General features: G+C 70.4%; 23 protein-coding genes, 1 pseudogene and 1 riboswitch. Of the genes and pseudogenes, 12 read left to right on the forward strand and 12 right to left on the reverse strand.

All coding sequences use genetic code 11. The features are described 5' to 3' along the window. Positions 1 to 526, reverse strand: a pseudogene (locus ABS772_RS24985) (hypothetical protein); the annotation flags it as partial. Between the two features lie 218 nt (positions 527 to 744). Further along, the gene (locus ABS772_RS24990; RefSeq protein WP_350397393.1) at positions 745 to 1650 is read right to left on the reverse strand and encodes a hypothetical protein; all 906 of its coding nucleotides are present in this window, start codon (positions 1648 to 1650) and stop codon (positions 745 to 747) included. 207 nt (positions 1651 to 1857) lie between these two features. Here ABS772_RS24990 and panE point away from each other — a divergent pair, with 207 nt between their 5' ends. Continuing rightward, complete coding sequence (panE, locus tag ABS772_RS24995) at positions 1858 to 2796, forward strand: 2-dehydropantoate 2-reductase (protein WP_350397394.1); 939 nt, start codon at positions 1858 to 1860, stop codon at positions 2794 to 2796. 35 nt (positions 2797 to 2831) lie between these two features. Here panE and ABS772_RS25000 read toward each other — a convergent pair whose 3' ends face one another. Next, positions 2832 to 2999 (reverse strand): hypothetical protein, encoded by a 168-nt coding sequence (locus ABS772_RS25000; protein ID WP_238254942.1) that lies wholly within the window; start codon positions 2997 to 2999, stop codon positions 2832 to 2834. Between the two features lie 164 nt (positions 3000 to 3163). Here ABS772_RS25000 and ABS772_RS25005 point away from each other — a divergent pair, with 164 nt between their 5' ends. Both ABS772_RS25005 and ABS772_RS25010 read left to right on the forward strand, forming a co-directional pair. Beyond that, the gene (locus ABS772_RS25005; RefSeq protein WP_350397451.1) at positions 3164 to 4456 is read left to right on the forward strand and encodes an RsmB/NOP family class I SAM-dependent RNA methyltransferase; all 1293 of its coding nucleotides are present in this window, start codon (positions 3164 to 3166) and stop codon (positions 4454 to 4456) included. Between the two features lie 134 nt (positions 4457 to 4590). Further along, a complete protein-coding gene (locus ABS772_RS25010; RefSeq protein WP_350397452.1) occupies positions 4591 to 5619 on the forward strand; it encodes an alpha/beta hydrolase in 1029 nt (342 codons plus the stop codon). A 55-nt stretch (positions 5620 to 5674) separates the two neighbouring features. On the opposite strand, the gene ABS772_RS25015 is transcribed toward ABS772_RS25010, so the two are convergent. Further along, positions 5675 to 5902, reverse strand: coding sequence for a hypothetical protein (locus ABS772_RS25015; protein WP_238254930.1), 228 nt, complete (start codon positions 5900 to 5902; stop codon positions 5675 to 5677). 361 nt (positions 5903 to 6263) lie between these two features. Here ABS772_RS25015 and guaA point away from each other — a divergent pair, with 361 nt between their 5' ends. After that, positions 6264 to 7829: a glutamine-hydrolyzing GMP synthase gene (guaA, locus tag ABS772_RS25020; RefSeq protein WP_238254929.1), complete on the forward strand. Its 1566-nt coding sequence runs from the start codon at positions 6264 to 6266 to the stop codon at positions 7827 to 7829. A 63-nt stretch (positions 7830 to 7892) separates the two neighbouring features. On the opposite strand, the gene ABS772_RS25025 is transcribed toward guaA, so the two are convergent. After that, positions 7893 to 8195 (reverse strand): addiction module antidote protein, encoded by a 303-nt coding sequence (locus tag ABS772_RS25025; RefSeq protein WP_350397395.1) that lies wholly within the window; start codon positions 8193 to 8195, stop codon positions 7893 to 7895. Between the two features lies 1 nt (position 8196). Next, positions 8197 to 8487 carry a type II toxin-antitoxin system RelE/ParE family toxin gene (locus tag ABS772_RS25030; protein ID WP_350397396.1) on the reverse strand — a complete coding sequence of 97 codons (291 nt, stop codon included), beginning with the start codon at positions 8485 to 8487 and terminating at the stop codon, positions 8197 to 8199. Positions 8488 to 8663: 176 nt separating this feature from the next. After that, positions 8664 to 8862, forward strand: a riboswitch (cobalamin riboswitch). Between the two features lie 37 nt (positions 8863 to 8899). Here ABS772_RS25030 and ABS772_RS25035 point away from each other — a divergent pair. Further along, the gene (locus tag ABS772_RS25035) at positions 8900 to 9856 is read left to right on the forward strand and encodes a DUF6925 family protein (protein WP_350397397.1); all 957 of its coding nucleotides are present in this window, start codon (positions 8900 to 8902) and stop codon (positions 9854 to 9856) included. A gap of 17 nt (positions 9857 to 9873) precedes the next feature. On the opposite strand, the gene ABS772_RS25040 is transcribed toward ABS772_RS25035, so the two are convergent. The 4 genes from ABS772_RS25040 to ABS772_RS25055 form a co-directional block, all read right to left on the reverse strand. Beyond that, complete coding sequence (locus ABS772_RS25040) at positions 9874 to 10254, reverse strand: hypothetical protein (RefSeq protein WP_238254926.1); 381 nt, start codon at positions 10252 to 10254, stop codon at positions 9874 to 9876. 250 nt (positions 10255 to 10504) lie between these two features. Continuing rightward, positions 10505 to 12472, reverse strand: coding sequence for a methyl-accepting chemotaxis protein (locus ABS772_RS25045; protein ID WP_350397398.1), 1968 nt, complete (start codon positions 12470 to 12472; stop codon positions 10505 to 10507). Positions 12473 to 12822: 350 nt separating this feature from the next. Then, positions 12823 to 13482, reverse strand: a complete 660-nt coding sequence (locus ABS772_RS25050) for a 3-oxoacid CoA-transferase subunit B (RefSeq protein WP_238254924.1) — start codon at positions 13480 to 13482, stop codon at positions 12823 to 12825. Positions 13483 to 13589: 107 nt separating this feature from the next. Beyond that, the gene (locus ABS772_RS25055) at positions 13590 to 14327 is read right to left on the reverse strand and encodes a CoA transferase subunit A (RefSeq protein ID WP_238254939.1); all 738 of its coding nucleotides are present in this window, start codon (positions 14325 to 14327) and stop codon (positions 13590 to 13592) included. Positions 14328 to 14692: 365 nt separating this feature from the next. Between ABS772_RS25055 and ABS772_RS25060 the strand changes: the two genes are divergently transcribed. Then, entirely contained in the window at positions 14693 to 16594 is a 1902-nt protein-coding gene (locus tag ABS772_RS25060; RefSeq protein ID WP_350397399.1) for an AsmA family protein, read from the forward strand. 30 nt (positions 16595 to 16624) lie between these two features. Here ABS772_RS25060 and ABS772_RS25065 read toward each other — a convergent pair whose 3' ends face one another. Continuing rightward, positions 16625 to 17851, reverse strand: a complete 1227-nt coding sequence (locus tag ABS772_RS25065; RefSeq protein WP_350397453.1) for a D-alanyl-D-alanine carboxypeptidase family protein — start codon at positions 17849 to 17851, stop codon at positions 16625 to 16627. Between the two features lie 212 nt (positions 17852 to 18063). On the opposite strand from ABS772_RS25065, the gene ABS772_RS25070 reads away from it, so the two are divergent. The 6 genes from ABS772_RS25070 to ABS772_RS25095 all read left to right on the forward strand — a co-directional run bounded on the left by ABS772_RS25070 (position 18064) and on the right by ABS772_RS25095 (position 21872). After that, positions 18064 to 18453 carry a hypothetical protein gene (locus ABS772_RS25070; protein ID WP_350397400.1) on the forward strand — a complete coding sequence of 130 codons (390 nt, stop codon included), beginning with the start codon at positions 18064 to 18066 and terminating at the stop codon, positions 18451 to 18453. 94 nt (positions 18454 to 18547) lie between these two features. Next, the gene (gene rnd / locus ABS772_RS25075) at positions 18548 to 19699 is read left to right on the forward strand and encodes a ribonuclease D (RefSeq protein WP_350397401.1); all 1152 of its coding nucleotides are present in this window, start codon (positions 18548 to 18550) and stop codon (positions 19697 to 19699) included. 189 nt (positions 19700 to 19888) lie between these two features. After that, the gene (locus ABS772_RS25080) at positions 19889 to 20176 is read left to right on the forward strand and encodes a hypothetical protein (protein WP_238254920.1); all 288 of its coding nucleotides are present in this window, start codon (positions 19889 to 19891) and stop codon (positions 20174 to 20176) included. Positions 20177 to 20225: 49 nt separating this feature from the next. Beyond that, on the forward strand, positions 20226 to 21152 hold the full coding sequence (locus ABS772_RS25085) for a DNA-3-methyladenine glycosylase family protein (RefSeq protein ID WP_350397402.1): 927 nt from the start codon (positions 20226 to 20228) through the stop codon (positions 21150 to 21152). An 8-nt stretch (positions 21153 to 21160) separates the two neighbouring features. Further along, a complete protein-coding gene (locus ABS772_RS25090) occupies positions 21161 to 21604 on the forward strand; it encodes a GNAT family N-acetyltransferase (protein WP_350397454.1) in 444 nt (147 codons plus the stop codon). 49 nt (positions 21605 to 21653) lie between these two features. Further along, the gene (locus ABS772_RS25095; protein WP_238254918.1) at positions 21654 to 21872 is read left to right on the forward strand and encodes a hypothetical protein; all 219 of its coding nucleotides are present in this window, start codon (positions 21654 to 21656) and stop codon (positions 21870 to 21872) included. 15 nt (positions 21873 to 21887) lie between these two features. On the opposite strand, the gene ABS772_RS25100 is transcribed toward ABS772_RS25095, so the two are convergent. Next, positions 21888 to 22802, reverse strand: a complete 915-nt coding sequence (locus tag ABS772_RS25100) for a metallophosphoesterase (protein ID WP_350397403.1) — start codon at positions 22800 to 22802, stop codon at positions 21888 to 21890. Positions 22803 to 22833: the final 31 nt, after the last annotated feature.

The raw sequence follows: 22833 nt of genomic DNA on the forward strand, positions 1-22833 counted from the left end.
GCGGGAGGGGGGGCTCCACCGCGACCGCGGGCTTGCTCGACGATCCGGTCGCGCAGCGCCGCAGGGCGGCGACGGCCGCCGCGAGGTCGGGGACGGCGACCGGCATGTCGCCGTCGGCGAAGCGGAGCGCCAGCGCCCGCGCGGCCAGCAGATCCGGCACGAGCGTCTCGGGCAGTGCCGTGCGCAGGATCTGGCCGTCGCCGGTCCAGATCAGCGTCGTCCCGGCGGGCTTCCCGTCGAGGAGCATCGGCACGGTGAAGCGTTCGCCCGCCGGGAAATCCCAGTTCCGGTCGGCCACCGCCAAGGTCAGCCCGCCGCGATCGAGGGAGACGATCACGAGGCCGGTGATCTCGCCCTGCGCGTCCTTCTCGCTGCGGGTCATCCGGCAGGCGGGTGCGTCGGTCTGGCCGCCACGGCGCTCGATCGCCCAACCGCCGACGGTCTCGAACGGTGCGCGGTCGGCGGCGGCGACCGGGCCGCCGAGGAGCGTCGCCAGCATCGCTGCCGTGACGGGTGAGAGGCGCACGCGACATCTCCGCGAGGACGGCCGCACCGAGCCGCCCGCGGAATGCGAGATGGCCAGCCGGCTGAGGAAGCCTAGCCGCAGCCCGCCAGCGCAACCAGCCTCGAAGCGCACATCCCGCACAGGGTTTTACGAGGTAGCGGAGCGAGGAGCTCCGCCCTTCCCGATGGTCCGGCCGTCACCCGTCGCGGATCGGGCGGCGTCTCCGCCGCCGGGAAGCCTCAGAGCTTCGGACCGGGCGCCGCTTCCGGGGCCTTCTCCGCCGCGGGCTGCTTTTCCAGGGCGGCGACCAGGTCTTCCGGGCTCAGATCGATGAACTTGCGCAGGATCTCCTGAAAGTCCGCCTGCTTGTCCGCCGGAGGGCAACTCTCGCCGTTGCGCTTCAATTCGCTGCGCAGCTGTGCGTCGAGCGGGACCATCTCCGGCTGGAGGGCGGCCATCCGGGCGTCCACGGCGGCGCGCTGCTTGCCGGTCGAGGACACGTCGCATTCCTTCAGCACGCGCTGCAGCGACAGGCCGATCGCGTAGGCCGCGATCCGCTGCTGCGGCGGCAGGGTGGGCTGTGCCGGGCCGGCCTGGAGCGCCGCGGCTCCGGGTGCCCGCGGCTGAGCGGCGGCCACATTGGCCGGCGTGGCATCGCAGCGGCGCAGCGACTCGTAGCCCGCCGCGAAATCCGGGATGCGGAAATCCGCGTCGCTGTCCTCGAAGCGCAGGATCACCGTCTTGGCCGCGAGGAGGTCCGGGACGACGCTGTCGGGCAGCTGGGTGCGCAGGGTCTTCCCGTCGCCGATCCAGGTCGTCTTCACCTTGATCGCCTTCTTGTCGAGGAAGAGGGGCACCTTGACGGCTTCCTCCTTGTCGAAGTCCCAGCCCTGATAGACCAGCACCAGCGCGACCGAGGAGCCCCGAAGCGCGAAGACCACGGCATTCGCGGCGTTGTTGTCGTCCTTGTCCTCGTAGGCATGGGTCATCAGGCAAGGATTGGCGCTGGTATCGCCGATCGTGCGCTCGACCTCCCAGCCTTTCACGACTTCGAACGGCTGCCGTTCGACCGCGGCGGCGGGCTGAGAGGCGAGGACGGGAAGAATCCCCGCGGCCAGAACGGCGAGGGTCGAGAGGGGGCGCATGGACGAAATCCGCGAAAGCCAGCAATCGCCGGTGCGGAATGCAGGGGCCGTCTGGTGAAACCAAGCTTAGCCGCAGTGCGCTCGCGTTTCCAGGTCGCTGCGGGGAGCGTATCGCGCCATCGAATGAACTGATTACCGGATCGCGAACCCGCGGGGTGCGGGGCGCGAGGCTTCGCGGTATGGGAGGGGCAACGAAAGGGACGGACGATGCGGATTCTCGTGGTCGGAGCCGGTGCGACCGGCGGCTATTTCGGCGCGCGGCTGGCGGAAGTCGGACGGGACGTGACCTTCCTCGTGCGTCCGGCGCGGGCCGAGAAGCTGGCGGCGGACGGCCTGCGGGTGCTGAGCCCGGTGGGAGACTTGCACATTCCGGCGCCGCAGACGGTGACGGCCGACCGTCTCGCCGGAGCGGGTCCCTTCGACCTCGTTCTCCTCTCCGCCAAGGCCTACGACCTCGATCCGGCGGTGGCGGACGTCGCCCCCGCCGTCGGGCCCGGCACCGCGGTGCTGCCGATCCTCAACGGTCTGCGCCATCTCGACGTGCTGGACCGGGCCTTCGGCGCCGAGCGGGTGCTGGGCGGAAGCTGCGGCATCGTCGCGACGCTGACGCGCGACGGCGCGATCCGGCAGATGACCGACCTGCACACCTTCACCTACGGCGAGCGCGACGGGTCACGGTCCGAGCGGATGGAGCGGATCGAGGCACAGATGGAGGGCGTGCGCTTCCAGGCCCGCGCCAGCGACAGGATGCTTCTGGAGATGTGGGAGAAGTGGGTCTTCCTCGCGACGCTCGCGGGGGCGACCACGCTGATGCGGGCGGCTCTGGGCGACATCATCGCGGCGCCCGGCGGCAAGGCCTTCATCGAGGCGCTGCACGATGAGTGCCAGGCGGTGGCCGCAGCCAACGGCAACGCCGCCCGCGACAAGGTCTTCGCCGGCGCGCGCAAGATGCTGACGGCGGAGGGCTCGGCGATGACGGCGTCGATGCTGCGCGACATCGAGGGCGGCGCCCGCATCGAGGCCGACCACATCGTCGGCGACCTGATCGAGCGCGGCCGGGCCAAGGGCGTGGAGACGCCGGTGCTCGACCGCGTGCTGACGCATCTCAAGGCCTACGAGCACCGGCGCGTCCGCGAGGCGGCCTGAGCCGCCCCGGTTTCGCCGTTCGTCGGGATCGGCCGTCAGTAACGGCCGGGCGGCGGCGGAGGCGGGTTGCCGTATTCGAGCTGCGTCTTGGCGTCGGGCCGACGGGCGGGCGGAGGCACCGGATCGAGGCTCGGCGCGGCCGGCGCGGTGGAGCAGGCGGCAAGGGTGAGCGCGAGCAGGCTCGCGCAAATGATCGGCTTCACGGACGGCATCCCGGGGGTCCTTTCCTCACATGTCCTTGACGGACGGGGCCATCGTGCCGTTCTGGACGGCCAAAGAGCCGGAAGCTCGGCCGTATCGTGTCGGGCCGCGGGTCCAAGCGTGGCCGCACGGTGGCAAGTTTAACGAAACGTTTCCGGAGCCGATCCTGACCCCCTCCGCCCGCCTCTCCGCCGCCATCGAGATCCTGGACGACATCGCCGCGCGCCGCCGGCCAGCGGCCGACGCCCTCAAGGATTGGGGCCTCGCCCACCGCTTCGCCGGCTCCGGCGACCGCGCCGCGATCGCGAGCCTCGTCTATGACGGGCTGCGCCGCCGGGCCTCCGCCGCCTGGATCATGGGCGAGGAGACCGGTCGCGCCATCCTCATCGGCATGCTGCGCCTGCAGCGCGGCCTGGCCGAGCCGAGCATCGCGTCGCTGTTCGACGGCGCGCGCTTCGCCCCCCCTCCCCTCACCGACGACGAGCGCAGGCGGCTGGCGGAGGGAAGCCTCGCCGACGCGCCGCCCGAGGTGGCGGGCGATGCGCCCGCCTTCGTCCTGCCCTCGCTGACCGAGCTGTTCGGCGACGCGCTCCTGACCGAGTTGCGGGCGCTCGGTCGCCGGGCGCCGCTCGACATCCGCGCCAACACCCTGAAGCAGAGTCGCGACGCGGCCCTGGAGGCGCTCGCCGACCTCTCGCCCGAGGCGACGCCGCTCTCGCCACTGGGCCTGCGCATTCCGCTGGGCGAGGACGGGCGCGGCCCGGCCCTGCACGTCGATCCGCTGTTCCTGGAGGGCGGGTTCGAGATCCAGGACGAGGGCTCGCAGATCGCGAGCCTGCTCGCCGGAGCGCGTCCGGGCGAGACAATCGTCGATCTCTGCGCGGGCGGCGGCGGCAAGTCGCTGGCGCTCGCCGCGATCACCGGCAATGCCGCCCGCCTCATCGCCACCGATGCCGACCCGCGCCGGCTCGCCCCGATCCACGAGCGCCTGCGCCGCTCGGGCGCCGAGGTCGAGGTGCGCACGCCGCGCACGGGCAAGGCGCGCGCCGACGTGCTGGCCGATCTCGACGGCACGGTCGACCGGGTCTTGGTCGATGCGCCCTGCACCGGTACGGGCACGTGGCGGCGCAACCCCGACGCCAAGTGGCGCCTGCGGCCGGGCAGCCTCGCCGGCCGGATCGCCGAGCAGGCCGAGGTGCTCGACCGGGCGGCCGCGCTTCTGCGGCCCGGCGGGACGCTCGTCTACGTCACCTGCTCGCTCTTGCCCGAGGAGAACGATGCCGCCGTGGACGGCCTGCTTCGCCGTTGCGGCGGTGCGATCCAGGCGGTGCCGACCGATCTCGGCGCCGTTCCCGGCCTCGACGGAAACATCCGCCGGACGGCGCGCGGCATCCAGATGAGCCCGGCTCTGACCGGCACCGACGGCTTCTATGTCGCGACGATGACACGCAAAAGCTGAACCGAGGCCGGATCGCTCGCGCGCCTTCCCCGTTGTCCACGGGAGCCGCGTGGGACCACGCGGGGGCGGCCGCCACGGACGAGATTCCTTTGCGGCGGCGCAACGGGAGTTTCGATGACGGCGAGGCCGAGACCATGACGCTCCACCGGCGAGCCCTGCTCGCGGGGACGGCGGTACTGCTGACCGGGGCCGAGGCGCGGACGCAGCAGCCGGACGCGCAGCCGGCGGTACGGCTTCCGGTGCGTCCGCAGAGCGGCGAGGTCGTCCAGCCCCTGCCGCATGCCGCGCCCGGCTCCGACCTTGAGGTCATCGATCTGTGGCCGGACCTGCCGCCGGGCGGCGGCGGCCCGTTCCGCTCGGAATACCGCTTCGACGAGACCCTGACCGGCGTGATCACCGCGGTGGCGCGACCCTGCCTCCTCGTCATCCGTCCCGAGCGCCCGAACGGCGCCGGCGTCCTGATCGCCGCGGGCGGCGGCTACCTGCGCATCGACATCGGCAATGAGGGACTCCCGGTCGGGCAGTGGCTGGCGCGCGGTGGCATCACCGCCTTCGTGCTGGTCTACCGGCTTCCGAGCGAGGAGTGGCGCGACGGCCCCGACGCGCCGCGGCAGGACGCGCAGCGGGCCATGCGCCTCATCCGCTGGAAGGCGGAGGAATACGGCCTCGATCCGGACCGGGTCGGCGTGCTCGGCTTCTCCGCGGGCGGCCACCTGATGGGCGTGACCGCGACCGATGCCGAGCAGGATCTCTACGACGACATGGACGACGCGGACGGCCTGAGCGCCCGCCCCTCCTTCGCCGGGCTGATCTACCCGATCATCACCATGCGGGCGCCGTTCGACCGCACCATGTCGAGCCGCCGGGTGCTCGTCGGCGACGACCCGCCCGACGCGCGGCGGCGGGCCTACTCGGTGGAGGTCCAGGTCAACGCCCGCACGCCGCCGGTCTTCATGGTTCAGGCCTCCGACGACCGGATTGCGGTCACCGACCACCCGCTCCTCATGTACGCGGCGCTCCGGGCGGCGAAGGTGCCCGCGGAGATGCACCTGTTCGAGCGCGGCGGCCACGGCTTCGGGCTCGGCGTGCCGGGCAGCCCGGCGGCCACATGGCCCGCCCTGTTCATGGCCTGGATGCGCGGCCACGGCCTGCTGAAGTCGTAAAAAAACGGCCCCCGTCGCCGGGGGCCGCTCATCGCGCTTCGTCAGGCGTGCCGGATCAGAAGCAGCGGCGCTCGCGGACGACGACCACCCGGCCGAACCGGCCGCGGCGCTTGGTGACGACGGTCTTGCAGCGCGGGCCGCGGATGACCCGGCGGCTGTACTGAGCCTGTTGGAAGAGTCCTTCCGACAGCGGAGCGGCGCCGGAGAGGGGGAGGGCCTGGGCCGGCGCGGCGGCGCCGAAACCTGCGATCGTGACGGCGATTCCGAAGAGGGCAGCTCTCATGGTCGGATGGCTCCTGTCCGTTTCGAGGGGCTGCCGTGTCGCCCTCGAATCGTGAACGTCAGATTAACGGCGGCACACTGGAGCCATCACATCGGTCTCGCAGCACGAGATGACGGTTCGATTCATTCATTTGATGGTTCGCGATCCGAAATGAACGGCCGCTGCCCCCGCGAAGGTCTCGGGCGGCCGATGCATTTGTTGCGACAGAAGCCTCGGCCTGTCCTGAACACGCTCCGCCGCGCGCTCGTCGTGTCGCGAGATCGCTGAGGCCGCTTCGATCGATCGCCGTGCCGGCGGCGTCACACGCGTTGCGCCGTCCCGAGGCCTCGTCTAACCGGTATCGCAGAAGGCCCGAGGCAGCATGACCATCGACACGTCCCACCACGACAAGATCCTGATCGTCGATTTCGGCTCCCAGGTGACGCAGCTCATCGCCCGCCGCGTGCGCGAGGAGGGCGTCTATTGCGAGATCGTGCCGTTCACCAAGGCGGACGCCGCCTTCGACGAGCACCGGCCCAAGGGCGTGATCCTGTCGGGCGGCCCGGAATCGGTCACGACGGACCTGTCGCCGCGCGCCCCCCAGAAAATCTTCGAATCCGGCGTGCCGGTCTTCGGCATCTGCTACGGCCAGCAGACCATGGCGGCCCAGCTCGGCGGCGAGGTCGAGGGCGGCCACCATGCCGAGTTCGGCCGCGCCGAGGTGGAGATCGTGTCCGAGTCGCCGCTGTTCCGGGGCGTCTGGCACACGGGTGAGAAGTACCCGGTCTGGATGAGCCACGGCGACCGGGTCACCAAGCTGCCGGACGGCTTCAGCACCATCGCGATGTCGCGCAACGCGCCCTTCGCCGCCGTGGCCGACGAGGCGCGGCGCTACTACGCCGTCCAGTTCCATCCGGAGGTGCACCACACCCCCCACGGCGCGCTGCTGATCCGCAACTTCGTGCGCGACATCGCCGGCTGCTCCGGCGACTGGACCATGGGCACCTACCGCGAGGAGGCGATCGCCAAAATCCGCGAGCAGGTCGGCAAGGAGAAGGTGATCTGCGGCCTCTCCGGCGGCGTCGATTCCTCGGTCGCGGCGGTGCTGATCCACGAGGCGATCGGCGACCAGCTCACCTGCGTCTTCGTCGATCACGGCCTGATGCGCCTCGGCGAGGGCGACGAGGTCGTCCGGCTCTTCCGCGACCACTACAACATCCCCCTCGTCCACGTGCAGGCGCAGGACCTGTTCATCGGCGCGCTCGAAGGCGTCGACGACCCCGAGGTGAAGCGCAAGACGATCGGCCGCCTGTTCATCGATGTGTTCGAGGCCGAGGCGAACAAGATCGGCGGTGCCGCCTTCCTCGCCCAGGGCACGCTCTACCCGGACGTGATCGAGAGCGTCTCGTTCTCCGGCGGCCCCTCGGTGACGATCAAGAGCCACCACAATGTCGGCGGCTTGCCCGAGCGCATGAACATGCGGCTCGTGGAGCCCCTGCGCGAGCTGTTCAAGGACGAGGTTCGGTTGCTCGGCAAGGAACTCGGCCTGCCCGAGGCTTTCGTGGGCCGTCACCCCTTCCCCGGCCCGGGGCTGGCCATCCGCTGCCCCGGCGTGATCACGCGCGAAAAACTGGAGGCCCTGCGCAAGGCCGACGCGATCTATCTCGACGAGATCCGGCAGGCCGGCCTCTACGACACGATCTGGCAGGCGTTTGCGGTGATCCTGCCGGTGAAGACGGTCGGCGTGATGGGCGACGGGCGCACCTACGACCACGTCTGCGCCCTGCGCGCCGTCACCTCGGTCGACGGCATGACCGCCGACTTCTACCCCTTCGACATGGCCTTCCTCGGCCGCGTCGCGACGCGGATCATCAACGAGGTGAAGGGCATCAACCGGGTGACCTACGACATCACCTCGAAGCCGCCCGGCACGATCGAGTGGGAGTGAGAGGAGGCCGCGAACGCCTCCGGCCCGGCTGTAAGATCGAGCTGCGATTCGTGAAGCCCTTTCTCAGGCCGACCGTTCCGCGTCGATCGGATGCACACTGAGGCGCAGGCCCAGCGACTTCAACACACCCATGAGCGTGTCGAGCTGCGGGTTCCCTTTCTCGGAGAGCGTTCGATAGAGCTGCTCTCGCGACCGGCCGACATCCTGAGCGATCTGCGTCATCCCGCGGGCTCGAGCGATGACACCCAGTGCGTGAGCAAGCAAAGCCAGATCGTTATCTTCCAGCACGGCATCGAGATAGGCCGCGATGTGCTCGGGCGTCTTCAGGTGTTCGGCACTGTCGTAGGGATGGGTTTCGAGGGCCATGTCATAGATCCTTCGCAAGCGCCTTCGCTGCACGAATGTCCCGCTCCTGAGAGCTCTTGTCTCCGCCGCAGAGCAGAATGACGATCTGCCTGCCTTGAGTGGTGAAGTAGACCCGGTAGCCGGGTCCGTAGTCGATCCGCATCTCGCTGACGCCGTCTCCAACCGGTTTGACGTCGCCCGGATTGCCGAGCGCCAACCGATCGATCCGCTTGGCTATGCGCGCGACGGCGCGAACGTCCCGCAAACCGTCGATCCAACTTTGAAAAACGATTGTGCGACGGATCGTCGGCATAGGAGATTGTGGTCTTTAAACTACGAAAATCAAGCCGGAGCCTACGCCGATTCTCCAACATTGCCCGAGTGTGAAGGACGGCAGCCATGCTCCATCGATCGATTTGATCTCAGAGAAATTCCACGCTGATGTTCGGTCGTGCAAAGGGTTCCGGTTGACCCTCTCCCGACTCTCCCGCACTCCCCGAAGCCGGCGGCCCCCTTCGAAGATCGAAAGGGAACGCGGTTCGGGTCCGCGAGCCCGTGCTGCGGTTGCCCCCAAGTGTAAGCAGTAAGCTTGCTCGCCACCGACATCACTGGACGGACCTCATCCGGGAAGGCGGCAAGTAGGCCGTGACCCGTGAGCGACGAGACCTGCCGTCCGTCGCGTCACATCCGGCCCTGAGCCCGCGCAGCCGCGAAGGAGACGAGAGATGCCGCCGATCCCCGCCCCCTCCGCCGTCGAAACGCTGCTGCGCGACGCTCTCGCCGATCCCGGCACCGCCTGGAGCCTCGGCAGCTTCGGCGCCATCGCCGAGTTCATGCGCGACGAGGACGAGCCGGTGCGTGCCTTATCCGACGCGCGGCTGGGCCTCGCCACCGCCCGCGGCGCCATCGCCCTGACGCCGGGCGCCGATCTGCGGCCGGTCGCCTACGAGACCGGCTTCACCGGCGGCTACAATCACGCTTTAGCGCTGTGCCTGCCCGTCTCCGCCTGCGCCATGAACGGGCGCAGCGTCGTCACCGAACTCGGCCCCGACCGGGCGGCGGCGCGGGAGGAGGACCGCGAGGCGATCCTGTTCGATCTCGGGCTCGGGCTGCTGGCCGTCGATGCGTGCGTGCGCGCGAGCGATCCGGAGGCCGTGGCCTGCCTGCGCGCGGGTGTCGGCCGGCCGGTCTTCGCTCCCGACAATCCCATCGGCCCGCGGCTCGTGGCGATGAGCCCGCACCGGGTCTTCTGCGCGCGCATCGGCCGGATCGAGGTCTGCGCGCCGATCCCCGGTCCGGGCGAGATGAGTCCCGAAGGGCCGCACACCCACGTGCTGCCGAAGCTTCTGCGGGCCGGGCGCACCCATGCGGCGACGACGCCGATCCCCGACGGCTTCGTGCCCTGCGCCGGAATCCACCCGCCCCATCCCTACAAGGACGGGATGGGACGCCGCCTCCCCTTCGATCCCGCCCGCCACGCGGCCTTTCAGACCTTGCTTGAGCGCTGGGGCGACCCCGATCTTCTGGCGGTCAAGCGCGGGATGGCGCCTTCGAAGGAGGTCTCGGCGAAACACGCGCAATCGGCCCGCCGCGTCGCCGACCTTCAGGCCCGCTTCCTCCGCGGCGAGAGCGTGGCGGCGATGGCGGGCGACGAGGACGAGACCGCCGACGGCCACGCCTGAGCCATCCGGCGCGCCGATCAGGCCGGCAGACCTTCGGGCTCGAACAGGAAATCGTCGACGGAGGGGATCGTCACCGGCAGGCCCGCGCCGTAGCCGGCCTTCGACAGGCGCCAGGGCCGCTCGGAACGGGCGCGGATGGCCTCCGACGGGCGCAGGCGGCGCAGGGTGCCGTCCTCGTCCATCTCCTCGATGGTGAGGAAGCCGTAGACTTGGAGGCGCGAGGCGATCAGCTTTGTCTCGCGGTCGCCGGCCGCCACGGGGAGCGTTCCGGTGGCGTAGACCGCATCCATCAGGCTGCGCTGATCCGCCCGCGACCGGCTCCGGTTGTCGTCCCGATAGATGGCCGGAGAGGGAGCCGGCCGGCGGAAGGGAATGACGTTGTCCGCAACGCTACGCATACGCAAACTGCCTCTCGTGTCGTCTCGGTCCCGCTGCCGGGTGGTGCTTCACGGCGCCCCGCGCGGCAGTTGCGGAAATTTCGACGAATCGGCTTAACGCCCGATTAGCGCTGCGGCACGAGACGGGCCGATCACGGCCGATACTCGAAAATAACGTTGCGATGTCAGATGCTTGAGATCACGGCCGCAGGCGGAGATTTCGTTCGGCCCGGCGGGACCGGGTCGGCCGTGAGCGTCCTCCTGGCGGCGCTCAGGCGGCCCTGACGTGAACCAGGAAGCGCGACACGTCGTCGGCCAGAACGCGGGAGCGGTCGGCCACGCTCCGCGCGGCCGCGGAGACGCCGCTCGCCGCACCGGCGGCGCGGTCGACGTCGCTGCTGACGCCGGCGATCGTGCCGGAGACCAGCTGCGTGCCCGTCGCGGCCCGGACGACGTGGCCTGCAATGTCCCGAACCGCCGCGCTCTGCTGCTCCATCGTCGCCGCGATCGCCTCCGCGATGGTGCTCATCTCGCCGACGCGGTGTTCGATGCCGGAGGCGGCATCGATCGCTTCCGCCATCGCGTCGCGGATCGCCGCGATCTGATCGCGGATGTCGCCGGTCGCCCGTGCCGTCTGCCCGGCCAGGGCTTTGACCTCGGTCGCGACGACGGCGAAGCCGCGCCCGGATTCCCCGGCCCGCGCCGCCTCGATCGTCGCGTTGAGCGCCAGGAGGTTGGTCTGGTCCGCGATCCCGGCGATCAGGCCGACGACCTCGCCGACCCGGTCCATCGTCTCCGCGAGGTCCCGCACGGCAGTGCCGGTGCGGCCCGCTTCCTGAAGGGCGACGCGGGTGGCCTGGGCCGAGAGCGTGACCTGTGCCGAGATCTCGCCGATCGAGGCGGTCAATTCCTCCGTGGCGGCGGAGACTTGATGCACGTTTGCCGAGGTCTGTTCGGAGGTGGCCGCGACGGAGACGGCGCGCTCGCCTGTCTGCGCCACGGCGCCCGAGACGACCTGCGCCTCGTGCTGCATCCGGGCGGCCGCCTCGGCGAGGTCGCGGGTCGCGCCGCCGACTTCCGTCTCCAGGCGGTCGGCGAGGGCCAGCATGGCCTGCCGGCGCTCGGCCTCGCTCCGGAGGCGCTCGGCCAGCCGCTCCGCCGTCAGATCGCGGTTCTCGACCATTTTGGCGTGGAACACGGCGAAGGCCGCCGCGATCGCACCGAGTTCGTCGCGCCGCCGCAGCGTCGGCACCGTCACGGCGAGATCGCCGCCGGCCAGGGCCTCCATGGCCCGCGCCATCATCCGCAGCGGACGGGAAATCCGCTGTCCGACCCAGAGGGAGAGGAGGCCGGTGCAGAGCACCGTCAGGGCGATCGCCCACAGCATCCGCCGCGTCGTCGTCTCGCGCGAGGCGGCGATCGCGCTCTGCGCTTGCGCATTGAGCGATTCGATGGTCCGGCGAACCTCGGTCGTCAGCGGCTGCAGGCGCTGGACGATGGTATCGAGGTCGGCCGCCTCCTCCTTCAGCGTGTCGGCGCCGGCCGCATAGGCGAGGAAGCCCTGTTCGTAGGTCCTGATCCGCTCGCGCAACTCGGCCCGTGTCGTCTCGGCCAGGGGCGCTCCCTTCAAGGCCTGCTCGAAGGCATCGACGCTCTCGCGCAGGGCATCGACATACTTGTCGCCGCCGCGCAGCATGAAATCCTTCTCGTGCCGGCGCATCGTCAGCATGAGGGCGTTCAGCGGAAGTAGGTCGGATTGCGCGAGCCGCGCCTCGACCTGATGAACAGCGTCCCTCAGGCGCCCCTGGAGCCCCTGCGTTTCGTTGAATCCGAGCGTCCGCTGGGCCGCGGCGACGTTCTGGAACCGCGTCGCGTAGAGGTTCAGGCTCGGCCGGATCGCGTCCGCCCGGCGCAGCGGGTCATCGGAGGGCACCTCGGCGGCGCGCTGCTCGACCTGGGTCAGCGCCTCACCCGCCTCGGCCAGCGCCCGCTCCCGGGTTTCGATCAGCGCCTCGCGGCGATGGATGAGAAAGTCCGTCTCGGCCTGACGGGCGACCGCTAGGGCGCGATCGACGGTGATCATTGCGAGGTGCAGTTGGGCACTGCCGTCGGCGACCTGCTGCAACGCCGCCTGGGTGCGGGCACCGTCGGCGTAGATCAGCCCGAGGAGGAGCGCGCCGCTCACCCCCAGAACCGCGATCTGAGCGCGCAGGCCGGCCCGCCGTAATTGGATCGCCATTGAAAAATCTCGAACCGTACGAATCCGAGATTTGAAGATCGCCGACTAAATTTCTATTAAGCGATGCGACGATTGAATTTTCGGGTCGTCCCAAGTCTCGGCGCCCTGATTGCGGACATCGGACCTAAAGGACACCTTGTCGAGCCGCCCGCCCTCGCCCGGCGCCATTCTCGGACACCGGCGGCGAACCCGGAAGGACGGAGTGCCGGGTGGCTGGAAAACGGCGCGGCCTCCCACCAGCGCGTCCGGTCAACCTGTTTTCGCGGTTCGAGGGTCGGCGTCTGCCGGAGCCGACCGTCCTTTCTCTCATCCATCGAGCCGCCGCAGGGCAGGCCCTGCGGGCGAAGGGCTCAGGCCAGGGCGACGGTGAACTCACCCTCGGTCTTGGCGCGGATCTCGTCCTCGGTGACGCCGTCGGCGAGTTCGACCAGGGTCATGCCGCCCTCGCCCTTCTTATCGATGGTGAAGACGCCGAGATCGGTGATCACCATGTCGACCACCTGCGTGCCCGTGAGCGGCAGGTCGCAGGCCTTCAGGAGCTTCGGGCTCTCGGAGCCGTCCTTGCCCTTGGCGACGTGCTCCATCACCACGACGACCTTCTTGACGCCGGCGACGAGATCCATCGCCCCGCCCATCCCCTTCACCATCTTGCCGGGGATCATCCAGTTGGCGAGGTCGCCGTTCTGGGCGACCTGCATCGCGCCGAGAATCGACAGGTCGATATGGCCGCCGCGGATCATCCCGAACGAGTCGGCCGAGGAGAAGTAGCTCGTTGTCGGCAGAGCGGTGATGGTCTGCTTGCCGGCATTGATGAGGTCGGGATCCTCCTCGCCCTCGTAGGGGAACGGGCCCATGCCGAGCATGCCGTTCTCCGACTGCAGCTGCACCGACATGCCGTCCGGAATGTAGTTCGACACCAGGGTCGGGATGCCGATGCCGAGATTGACGTAGAAGCCGTCCTCCAGCTCCTTCGCGGCGCGCTCCGCCATCTGTTCACGGGTCCAGGCCATCTTTCAGTTCCTTGCTGGGCGCATCCTCGGGAGCGACGATGCGCCGTCCGCCGCCCGGGCGGCGACGCGCCGTCGCGCTTGCGGCCTCGCGGCCGTGTGTCGAGACGTCAGATCTGGCCGCCGCCGGCCGCCGCCGCTTCCGGCTCCTTGCGCTTGCGCACGGTGCGCTGCTCGATGCGCTTCTCGCGCACCGGCACGTGGAGGATGCGGCCGATGAAGATGCCAGGCGTGTGGATGTGGTCGGGGTCGATCTCGCCGGGCTCGACGAGGTGCTCGACCTGGGCGACCGTGACCTCCGCGGCGGTGGCCATCATCGGATTGAAGTTGCGCGCCGTCCTCCGGTAGACGAGGTTGCCCTCGGTATCGCCCTTCCAGGCGTGGACGATGGCCAGATCCGCGAACAGTCCGCGCTCCATCACGTAGCTCTCGCCGTCGAACTCGCGCACCTCCTTGCCCTCGGCGACCTTGGTGCCAACGCCGGTCTTGGTGAAGAAGGCCGGGATGCCGGCGCCCCCGGCGCGGATGCGCTCGGCCAGCGTCCCTTGCGGGTTGAACTCGATCTCCAGTTCGCCGCCGAGATACTGGCGGGCGAATTCCTTGTTCTCGCCGACATAGGACGAGATCATCTTCTTGACCTGGCGGGTGTCGAGCAGCTTGCCCAGCCCCACGCCGTCGATGCCAGCATTGTTGGAGATGACGGTCAGGTCCTTCACGCCCGAGGCCTGAATCGCGTCGATCAGCTCGTCCGGGATGCCGCACAGGCCGAAGCCGCCGGCCATGATCGTCATGCCGTCGCGCAGGAGGCCGGCGAGCGCGGCCTTCGGATCCGGGTAGACCTTCTTCATCGACAGCGTCCCTTCCTTGTCTTCCGCCGGGGCGGGCTTGGCCAAGCTTCGGGCTTCCCGACTCGGCGGCCGGCCGCCCTCCCGATCGATGGCGATCGGGTGTGCAACGCAGGACCGTCTTCGTCAAACCGGCGACGCATTTGCGCGCGATGCAAAAATCCCGCGCCGTAACCGCCCGCAGAGTCGCAGGGGCTGCGCCGGTCCTTCTCCACAGGACCGGCCGCGCCATCCACCGCATTGCGGGTCGGTTTCCCCTCGGCCGCGGGACAGAAGGACCGGAACCGGCTAAGCAGTCGGATCGCACGGCGCGTCACGCCGGTGCGGTTCGGCATGATCCGATCCGCATCGCCCGCCCACGGAGTGCAATGTCGCTGCGCCGCACCCTTTCCGCTCTCGGCCTCGGGCTTCTCGCCACGGCGTCGGTGGCTGCCTGCCTGCCCTGGTCGGTCGAGGCGCCCGGCGCGGCGCGCTTCGTGAGCCAGGGCCTCCAGGAGAACTGGGGCGTGGCCCTCGCGGCCTGGGGGCGCACGGAGGTGGTGCTGCTCCCCCTCCCGCGGATCGTGTTCCAGGATATTCGCCTCACCGGGGGCGATGCGGCCGGGCCGGTGCTGGCCTCGGGCGGGAACCTCTCGCTTCAGCTCGGTCTCGCCGCCCTGCTCACCGGCCGGGTCGAAGTCGATTCCCTGACCCTCGACGGCGCCGAGGTGGTGCTGGCGCAGGATGCGGGGGATACCCGCTGGTCCGGCGCCGCCGAGCGGCTGACCCACAGCATCGCCGGCGAGGTCGGGGACCGGCCGCGGCGGGTCATCCTGGCGCGCTGCTCGGTGACGGGTCTCGATCCGCGGGACGGCACGTTGCGGACGGCCCGCGACGTCGATCTCACCGTCTCCTGGCCGGCCTGGAGCGAGAGCCTCGCTCTGACCGGAGGCTTCCGCTGGGACGACGGCAACGCCCGGATCACGCTCACGGGCCTGCGCCCCTACGCGCTCCTCTCCGGCGGTGAGAGCCCGTTCTCCGCCGCCGTAACGTGGCCGACCGGCTCGCTGAACGCCGACGGCAGCGGCAGCGTGCGCGACGGTCTCAAGGCCTCCGGCACCGGCCGCCTCCAGACCCGCTCCCTGCACCGGACGCTGGCCCTCACCGGCGGCGGCCTCGCCCTGTCCCCCTTCGTCGAGGACTTCTCGGTCGAGGGTAGCTTCGAGGCCGGCTCGGGTCAGGTCCAGTTCCCCAGCGTCACCGTCCGCAGCGACGGCAACGTCCTCGAAGGAGCAGGCTCGGCCACCTTCGGCCCGCGGCGTACCGCGGTCCAGGCCACCTTGGCCGCCGAGAATCTCAACCTCTCGCCCCTCTTCGCCGGCGTGCTGCGTCTGACCGGCCTCGATCATGCCGACGACGCGGCGTGGCGCGGGCAATCCCTCGATCTGCGGCCGTTCACCGGCGGCGATCTCGATCTGCGGATTTCCGCCGGCAATGCCCGGATCGGGCCGGTGCAGATCACGGATCTCGCCTCCAGCATTCTCGTCCGCGAGAGCGGCATCGAAGCCTCGGTCGGCCGCGCCAACCTCCGCGGCGGGATGATCAAGGGGCGCGTCTCGTTCGCCTCCGACGAGGGGGACGCGGCGCTGACGCGGGTGAAGGCCCAGGGCAGCTTCGACAGGCTCGATCTCGGCGCCCTGCTGAACGATCTCGGGCAGAGCCGTTGGATGCTCGGGGCGACGCGCGGCAGCCTCGCCCTGGAGGGAGCCGGATACGATGTCGGGGCGCTAACCCGTTCCGTCTCGGGCCGGGTCGCCCTGGAGAGCGAGGACGGCGCCCTGTCGGGTCTCGACCTCGCCGACGTGATACACCGCGGCGGGGCGCTGGCGCCGGGCGCGCTGGCGCGGCGCAACGGCCGGACGCCGTTCGAGCACGCGGCCGTCACGCTGCTCTTCGCCGACGGCGTCGGCGAGATCGTCGAGGGCCGGCTCGCCTCGCGCACCCTCGGCGCCTCGTTGAACGGGCGTGTCGCCCTGGCTGACCGCCGCTTCCAAGCGCGGGCCGAGCTCCAGGCCCGCGCGAGCGCCGCTGACGGAACGCCGCCGACGGCTACGCTGTTCGAGATCGCAGGACCCTGGGACGCCGTGAGCGTCCGGGCGAGCGCAGGACCCCTTCCAGCGGGGGGCGATGCGCGCCAGGGGGCTGTGCCCGAGTCCTTCCGACGGCCCGGAGCGGACCTGCCGCTCGGGATCCGCGCCTACGCCCCCGGCAACGCTTCCTCCGCTCCCTGACCCGGTCAGGTCCGGGACCGGCGCGGAGCCTCAGGAATTGCCGCTCGCCGCGCCGCTGGCGGAAGCCCCGCCGGAGCCGTTTCCGCTCGAACCGTTGCCGCCCTTGGCCTTCTCGAAGGCGCGGCGGACGAGATCGGTGCCGACCTCCAGCGCCGCGTCGAGCGCCCGCTGCGACAGGGTGCCGGCCTCCACCGTCTCCCCGGCATAGAGCGGCTGCTCCAGGGCGACGGCGTCGCCGCGGGTGACGCGCAGACGGGCGACCTCGCGGCCCTGCTCCACCGGCGCGACCAGCGGACCCTGATAGACGACCTTGGCCGTGACGCGATCCGTGGCGCCGCGGGGCAGCAGCAGGCGCACCGGCTTCTTGGCCACGACCGGCACCGAGCCCTTCTCACCCCCGAAGACGGAGACGTCGGCCACGGTCTCGTTCGCGGCGAAGACCTGGCGCGGCTCGAAGGCGCGGAACCCCCACTCCATCATCTTGCGGGCCTCCGCCGCGCGGTCCCGCGCGGTCTTCAGGCCGGAGACCACCATGATGAGGCGCTGGCCGTTCTGCACCGCCGAGCCGGTCAGCGCGTAGCCGGATTCTTCGAGGTAGCCGGTCTTCAGGCCGTCCGCGCCGATATCCAGGGTCAGGAGCGGGTTGCGGTTCTGCTGCTTGATCTTGTTCCAGGTGAACTCGCGCTCGGAATAGATCTTGTAGAACTCGGGGTAGGTGTCGATGATGTATTGCGCAATCCGCGCCATGTCGCGGGCGGTCACCTTTTGGTCGGGGGCCGAGTAGCCGGTCGCGTTGCGGAAGGTCGAACGCGTCAGGCCGATCTCCTTGGCGCGCTGGTTCATCATCCCGGCGAACGCCTCCTCGGTGCCCGCCATGTTCTCGGCGATGGTGATCGCCGCGTCGTTGCCCGACTGCACGATCAGGCCGCGCAGCAGGTCGGAGAGCTTGATGCGGCTGTTCACCTGCGCGAACATCGACGAGCCGCCGCCGCCGGCCCCGCCGCGGCGCCACGCGTCCTCCGTCACCGTGAATTCGGTGTCCATGGAGAGGCGGCCCTCCTTGATGGCGCGGAACACGATCTCCGCCGTCATCAGCTTGGCCATGCTCGCCGGCGAGAACGGCTCGTCGGCGCCCTTCTCGAACAGCACCGAGCCGGATTCGGCATCGATCAGGATCGCGTGGACGGCCGCCGTCTGGAAGGACTGGGCGCGCGAGGGCGCCGGATGGAGGAAGGCGCCGACGACCGCAGCCAGCATCCCCGCGAGCGCCCAGCGCGCCGCTCGGAACCGAATCGTACTCATCCCGCCTCTCCCGCGAACCCGCTCGTCGCCCGTCCCCGCCAAGCGTAACCTTAGCCCGAATACAATGCGGTTTCGAAGGCAAAGTTCGTTTTCGCACCGCGTCATGACCGCCCCAGAAACCCGCTTGCGCGCTTGTGGAAAACCGGGCCGGATCCCATATCAAGCCCATGCAATTTCGAGACTTTCACCCCATGAAGGCGCCCGGCCTCCGCTCCGGTCGCCGGGCCGCGCCGGCCGCCACCGGCGAGGACCAGGGGCCCTGGCGGACCCTGCCCCTCGAAGGGACGTTCGAGGTCGTCTACGAGGACGCGCGCGGCGCCTGGACGACCCGCACGCTCGATGCGCGCGAGCTGAAGCTCGGGCCCGGCCGCACCCTGCTCGGAGGGACCGACCGGGCGCACGGCCTCTATCGCGGCCTGCGCGCCGACCGCATCCGCCGGCTGACCGAGCCCGCCTCCGGCACGCGCATCGAGACCGGCATCCTCGACTGGCTCCTCGCCCGTGCGGAGGCGCAGCGGAAGGGGCGCGGCGGGCGTCACCCCCGCCGGGCGGCGTGAGCGGGCAAACTTTTCTCGGCTCGGAGCAATCGCGTGGGGACAAGAGGCCTTCCGTCGGCTCGCGATAGCGCGCGACCTTCGGTATAGCCGGTTCATGGAACTGATCTCCGCAACGCAGGCTCTGTCCGACGCCTGTGCCCGTCTCGCCGCGCAGCCCTTCGTCACCGTCGATACGGAGTTCATGCGCGAGACGACCTATTATCCGAAACTGTGCCTGATCCAGATGGCGGGTCCGGACGGGTTCGCCTGCCTCGTCGATCCGCTTGCGAAGGATCTCGATCTCAAGCCGTTCTTCGACCTGATGGCCGACGAGGGCACCGTGAAGGTGTTCCATTCGGCCCGACAGGATCTGGAGATCATCTGGCTCCTCGGCGGGCTCCTGCCGCACCCGTTCTTCGATACGCAGGTCGCGGCCATGGTCTGCGGCTACGGCGACTCGGTGTCCTACGAGCAGCTCGTCAACGACGTCGCCAAGGCGCGCATCGACAAGTCCTCCCGCTTCACCGACTGGTCGCGCCGTCCCCTTTCGGAGGCGCAGCTCGCCTACGCCCTGTCGGACGTCACCCATCTCGTGACGATCTATCAGGTGCTGGCGGCCGAACTGCTGAGCACCGACCGCGGCCTCTGGCTCGACGAGGAGATGGCGGTCCTCACTTCGCCGGAGACCTATCAGGCCGACCCCGCCCAGGCTTGGCGCCGGCTCGCCGGGCGGATGCGCAAGCCGCGCGAGATCGCGGTGCTGATGGAGGTGGCCGGCTGGCGAGAGGCGGAGGCGCAGAGCCGCAACGTGCCCCGCGGACGCATCCTCAAGGACGAGGCGGTGATCGACATCGCCACCGCCGGCCCCCGCAGCGTCGAGGCGCTGGGGCGGCTGCGCACCATCCCCGCCGGCTTCGAGCGCTCGCGCACCGGCGCCGAGATCCTCGCCGCGGTCGAGCGGGGCTTCGCCCGCGACCCGTCGCAGATCGCCATGCCCGAGCGCAGCCGCTCCCGCGGCGGCAACGGGGCGTTGGTCGATCTCCTCAAGGTGCTGCTCAAGGCGGTGGCCGAGGCCGAGGGCGTCGCGCCCAAGATTATCGCCACCGTGGACGATCTCGAAGCCTTGGCCGACGACGACGCGGCGGACGTCGCCGTGCTCCAGGGCTGGCGCCGGAGCCTGTTCGGCGACAAGGCGCTTGCGCTGAAGCACGGGCGGATGGCGCTGTCGGTGGAGCGCGGCCGGGTGACCGTACGCGAACTGCCCTAGACGCTTCGGCCTGCGATGATCCGGATCGCGGGCTCCGTCTCCCCTTCCCGGTGCCGTCGTCGGCAGAGAAGGCGTGGGAGAAGCGGGCGAGTGTCATCGCGGGATCTTGGCGGCGGAACTCGGGTGACGTAGTTCGGGATTAAGTGGCAAATCTTTTTGCCTCTCGTTCCCGGTCGCTGTTCCCGCCTCATGTTCGAGCCGAACGAAGTTCTTCAGGTTCTGAGCGGCCGCGGTGCCGTCTCCGCCGAGGGGATCGACCCGGTCAAGGTCCGCTACAAGCTCGTCGTCGAGCGCCGTGACGGCATCGTGCGCGCCCATGGCAGCCTGACGGGCCGGCACAGCGCCCTTCACCCGCTCTGGCTCACGCCGGATGCGACGCTGCATCTGAAGGATGCACGGCGCCTGGCCGTCTCCCTGACCGATCTCGTGGGCGACACCGCCGAGTTCGAGAGCACCGAACCGGTTGCGCCGGGCTGAAGCCCGCCGGAGAGTGGCCGCGACCTCCTTGCCGCGCCCCGCCTGATTGATGACCCTCGCCCCTTCGCCCACGGCCCTCGCGGACGGCGCCCGCTTTCTGCTGGCCATCCGGCCGCCCTACGACTGGGCGCATCTCGAGCGCTTCTTCGCCGATCATGCGAGTCCCGGCGTCGAGCACGTGACGCCCGGCCGCTACGCGCGCAGCTTCGTCCTCGGCGACCGACGCGGCACGCTCTCGGTCACGCCGGAAGCGGAGGCCCTGTCGGTGCGCATTCGCGGTCTCGACTCCGACGAGGCTTACGGAACGATCCTGGGGCGGGTGCGGGCGATGTTCGATCTCGACATCGACCCGCGGGCGATCGCCGACGGTCTCGGCCGCGATCCGCTCACCGCCGCCCTCGTCGCCCGTCGTCCCGGCCTGCGCATGCCGGGCGCCTTCGAGGGATTCGAGCTGGCGGTGCGGGCGATCCTCGGGCAGCAGGTCTCGGTGGCCGCCGCCACGCGCCTCGCCGGCCGCCTCGTGGCTTTTTTCGGCACGCCGCTCGCCCCTGACGAGGGCGACGGGGAGCCGGGCCTCACTCACCTCTTCCCCACGCCCGAACAGCTTCTGGACGCCGAGATTTCCCTCGTGCTCAACATGCCCCGCGCCCGCGGCCGGGCGATCCAGGGGCTCGCGGCGGCGATGCTGGCGACGCCCGATCTGTTCGCCCCCGGCGGCGATCTCGACGACCGGGTCGCGCGGCTCAAGGCCCTGCCCGGCATCGGCGAGTGGACGGCCCAGTACGTCGCCATGCGCGCCCTGGCTCAGGCCGATGCCTTCCCGGCGGGCGATGTCGGTCTGATGCGCGCCCTCGACACCGGCGCCGGGCGGCCGGGCCGGGCCGCGCTTCTCGACCGGGCCGCGGCCTGGCGGCCCTGGCGCGCCTACGCCGCGATCCATCTTTGGGCCGAGGACGCTGCGCGGAGGACGCCATGATGCCAGCCATGACGATCCGTGATCCCGCCGCCGCGGACGAGGCCGATTGGCGCCGGCTCTGGGCCGGCTACCTCGCCTTCTACGGAGAAGATCTGGCCGAGTCGGTCACCGCCGCGACGTGGCGGCGCATCCTCGATGCTGCCTCGCCGGTCTTCGCGCGGCTCGCGCAGCGGGACGGGACGGTGGTGGGCATGACGGTCAACGTCCTGCACGAGGGGACCTGGACCGCGGCGCCGATCTGTTACTTGGAGGATCTCTTCGTCGCGCCCGAAGCGCGCGGCGCCGGGCTCGGCCGGGCGCTCATCGCCGACCTCATCGAGCTCGGGAAAATGCGGGGCTGGTCGCGGCTCACCTGGCATACGCAGACGGGGAACGCGCAGGCGCGGCGGCTCTACGACCGCTTCGTTGCGGCCGACGATTTCTGCCGCTACCGGCTCGTTCTCGATCGTTAACGCCTCGTTTACCATGGCCGCATCACGGTCGGGTTCAGAGGAGAGAGCCATGAACCGACGAGTCGGCCGTAGTTTCGATGTCCTCAGCGAGGCGCAGCTCGTGGCCGGGCGCACCGCCGGCCGCCGGGTTGCCCCGGACGCGCTGGTCCCGCAGCCGGGCCCGCGGCCGATCGCCCAGCTTCTGGACACGATCCAGCACGTCGCGGAAGCCGCGACCGGTGAGCGCAGCTTCCTGCATGTCGGCGCGACCGTGCCGCGGAAGGGGTGAGCGGGAGTAGCGCCGTCAGGCGGCGGGTGTCTTGCCGCCCAGTTCGATCAGCACGATCTCCGGCGGCACGCCGAACCGGATGCCCATCCCGCTGACGCCGAGTCCGCCGGAGACGATCAGGTGGCGGCCGTCCTCGACCACGTGGCCGTAGGCGAAGCGCTGGCCGTAGCGGGAGGGCAGCACCGGCGAGTAGCCGAGCACGCGGATCTGGCCGCCATGGGTATGGCCCGACAGCGTGAGCGAGACGCGGGCGGGCACCTTCACGAAGATGTCGGGCTCGTGCGCCATCAGGATCACGGGCGCCGTATCCGTCACCTGAGCGAGCGTGGCCGGAAGGTCGGCGAGGCTGCGGCGGCTGCCGATCGGCAGGAACGGCTCCTGATCCGCGAGGCCGGCGACCCAGAACGGATGGCCGCCCTGGACGAGCCGCACCGCGTCGTTCTCCAGAACCGGTATGCCGCGCGCTTCGAGTAGGCGGCGAACCTCGACCGGACCCTTGCCGGCCCGCATCGCCTCGCGGTCGTCCCACCAATCGTGGTTGCCGAGGATGGCGTAGGTGCCGAGCGGAGCGCGAAGACCCTCGGCGAGCTGCGCGAAATCGGAAAGCGGAACCCGGTGCCACGTCACCTTCCGTCCCGCCGGGTAGTCGCCGAGCAGGAGGATCAGGTCAGGCGCGAGCGCGTTCGCCGCCGCGACGATCTCCGCGACGCGGTCGAGCGGCATGTAGGGCTCGCAGACATGGATGTCGGCGAGCACGGCGATGCGCAGGCGGAGGTCCGGGTTCCATCCCGGCGGGGTCAGGCCGTAGCGTGTCAGCGCGAGCCGAAAGCGCGGCTCGACGACGAAAGCGTAGGCACCCCCCGAGCCGAGCGTCAGCGCCGAAGCACCGAACCCGCCCAGAACCTGCCTGCGGGTCGGGAGGAGGAGCATGCCGCCGAAGCCGGCGGGTCGGCGGCGTCAG

Origin of the sequence: Methylorubrum podarium, assembly GCF_040270385.1 — a bacterium.
Taxonomy (GTDB): Bacteria; Pseudomonadota; Alphaproteobacteria; order Rhizobiales; family Beijerinckiaceae; genus Methylobacterium; species Methylobacterium podarium.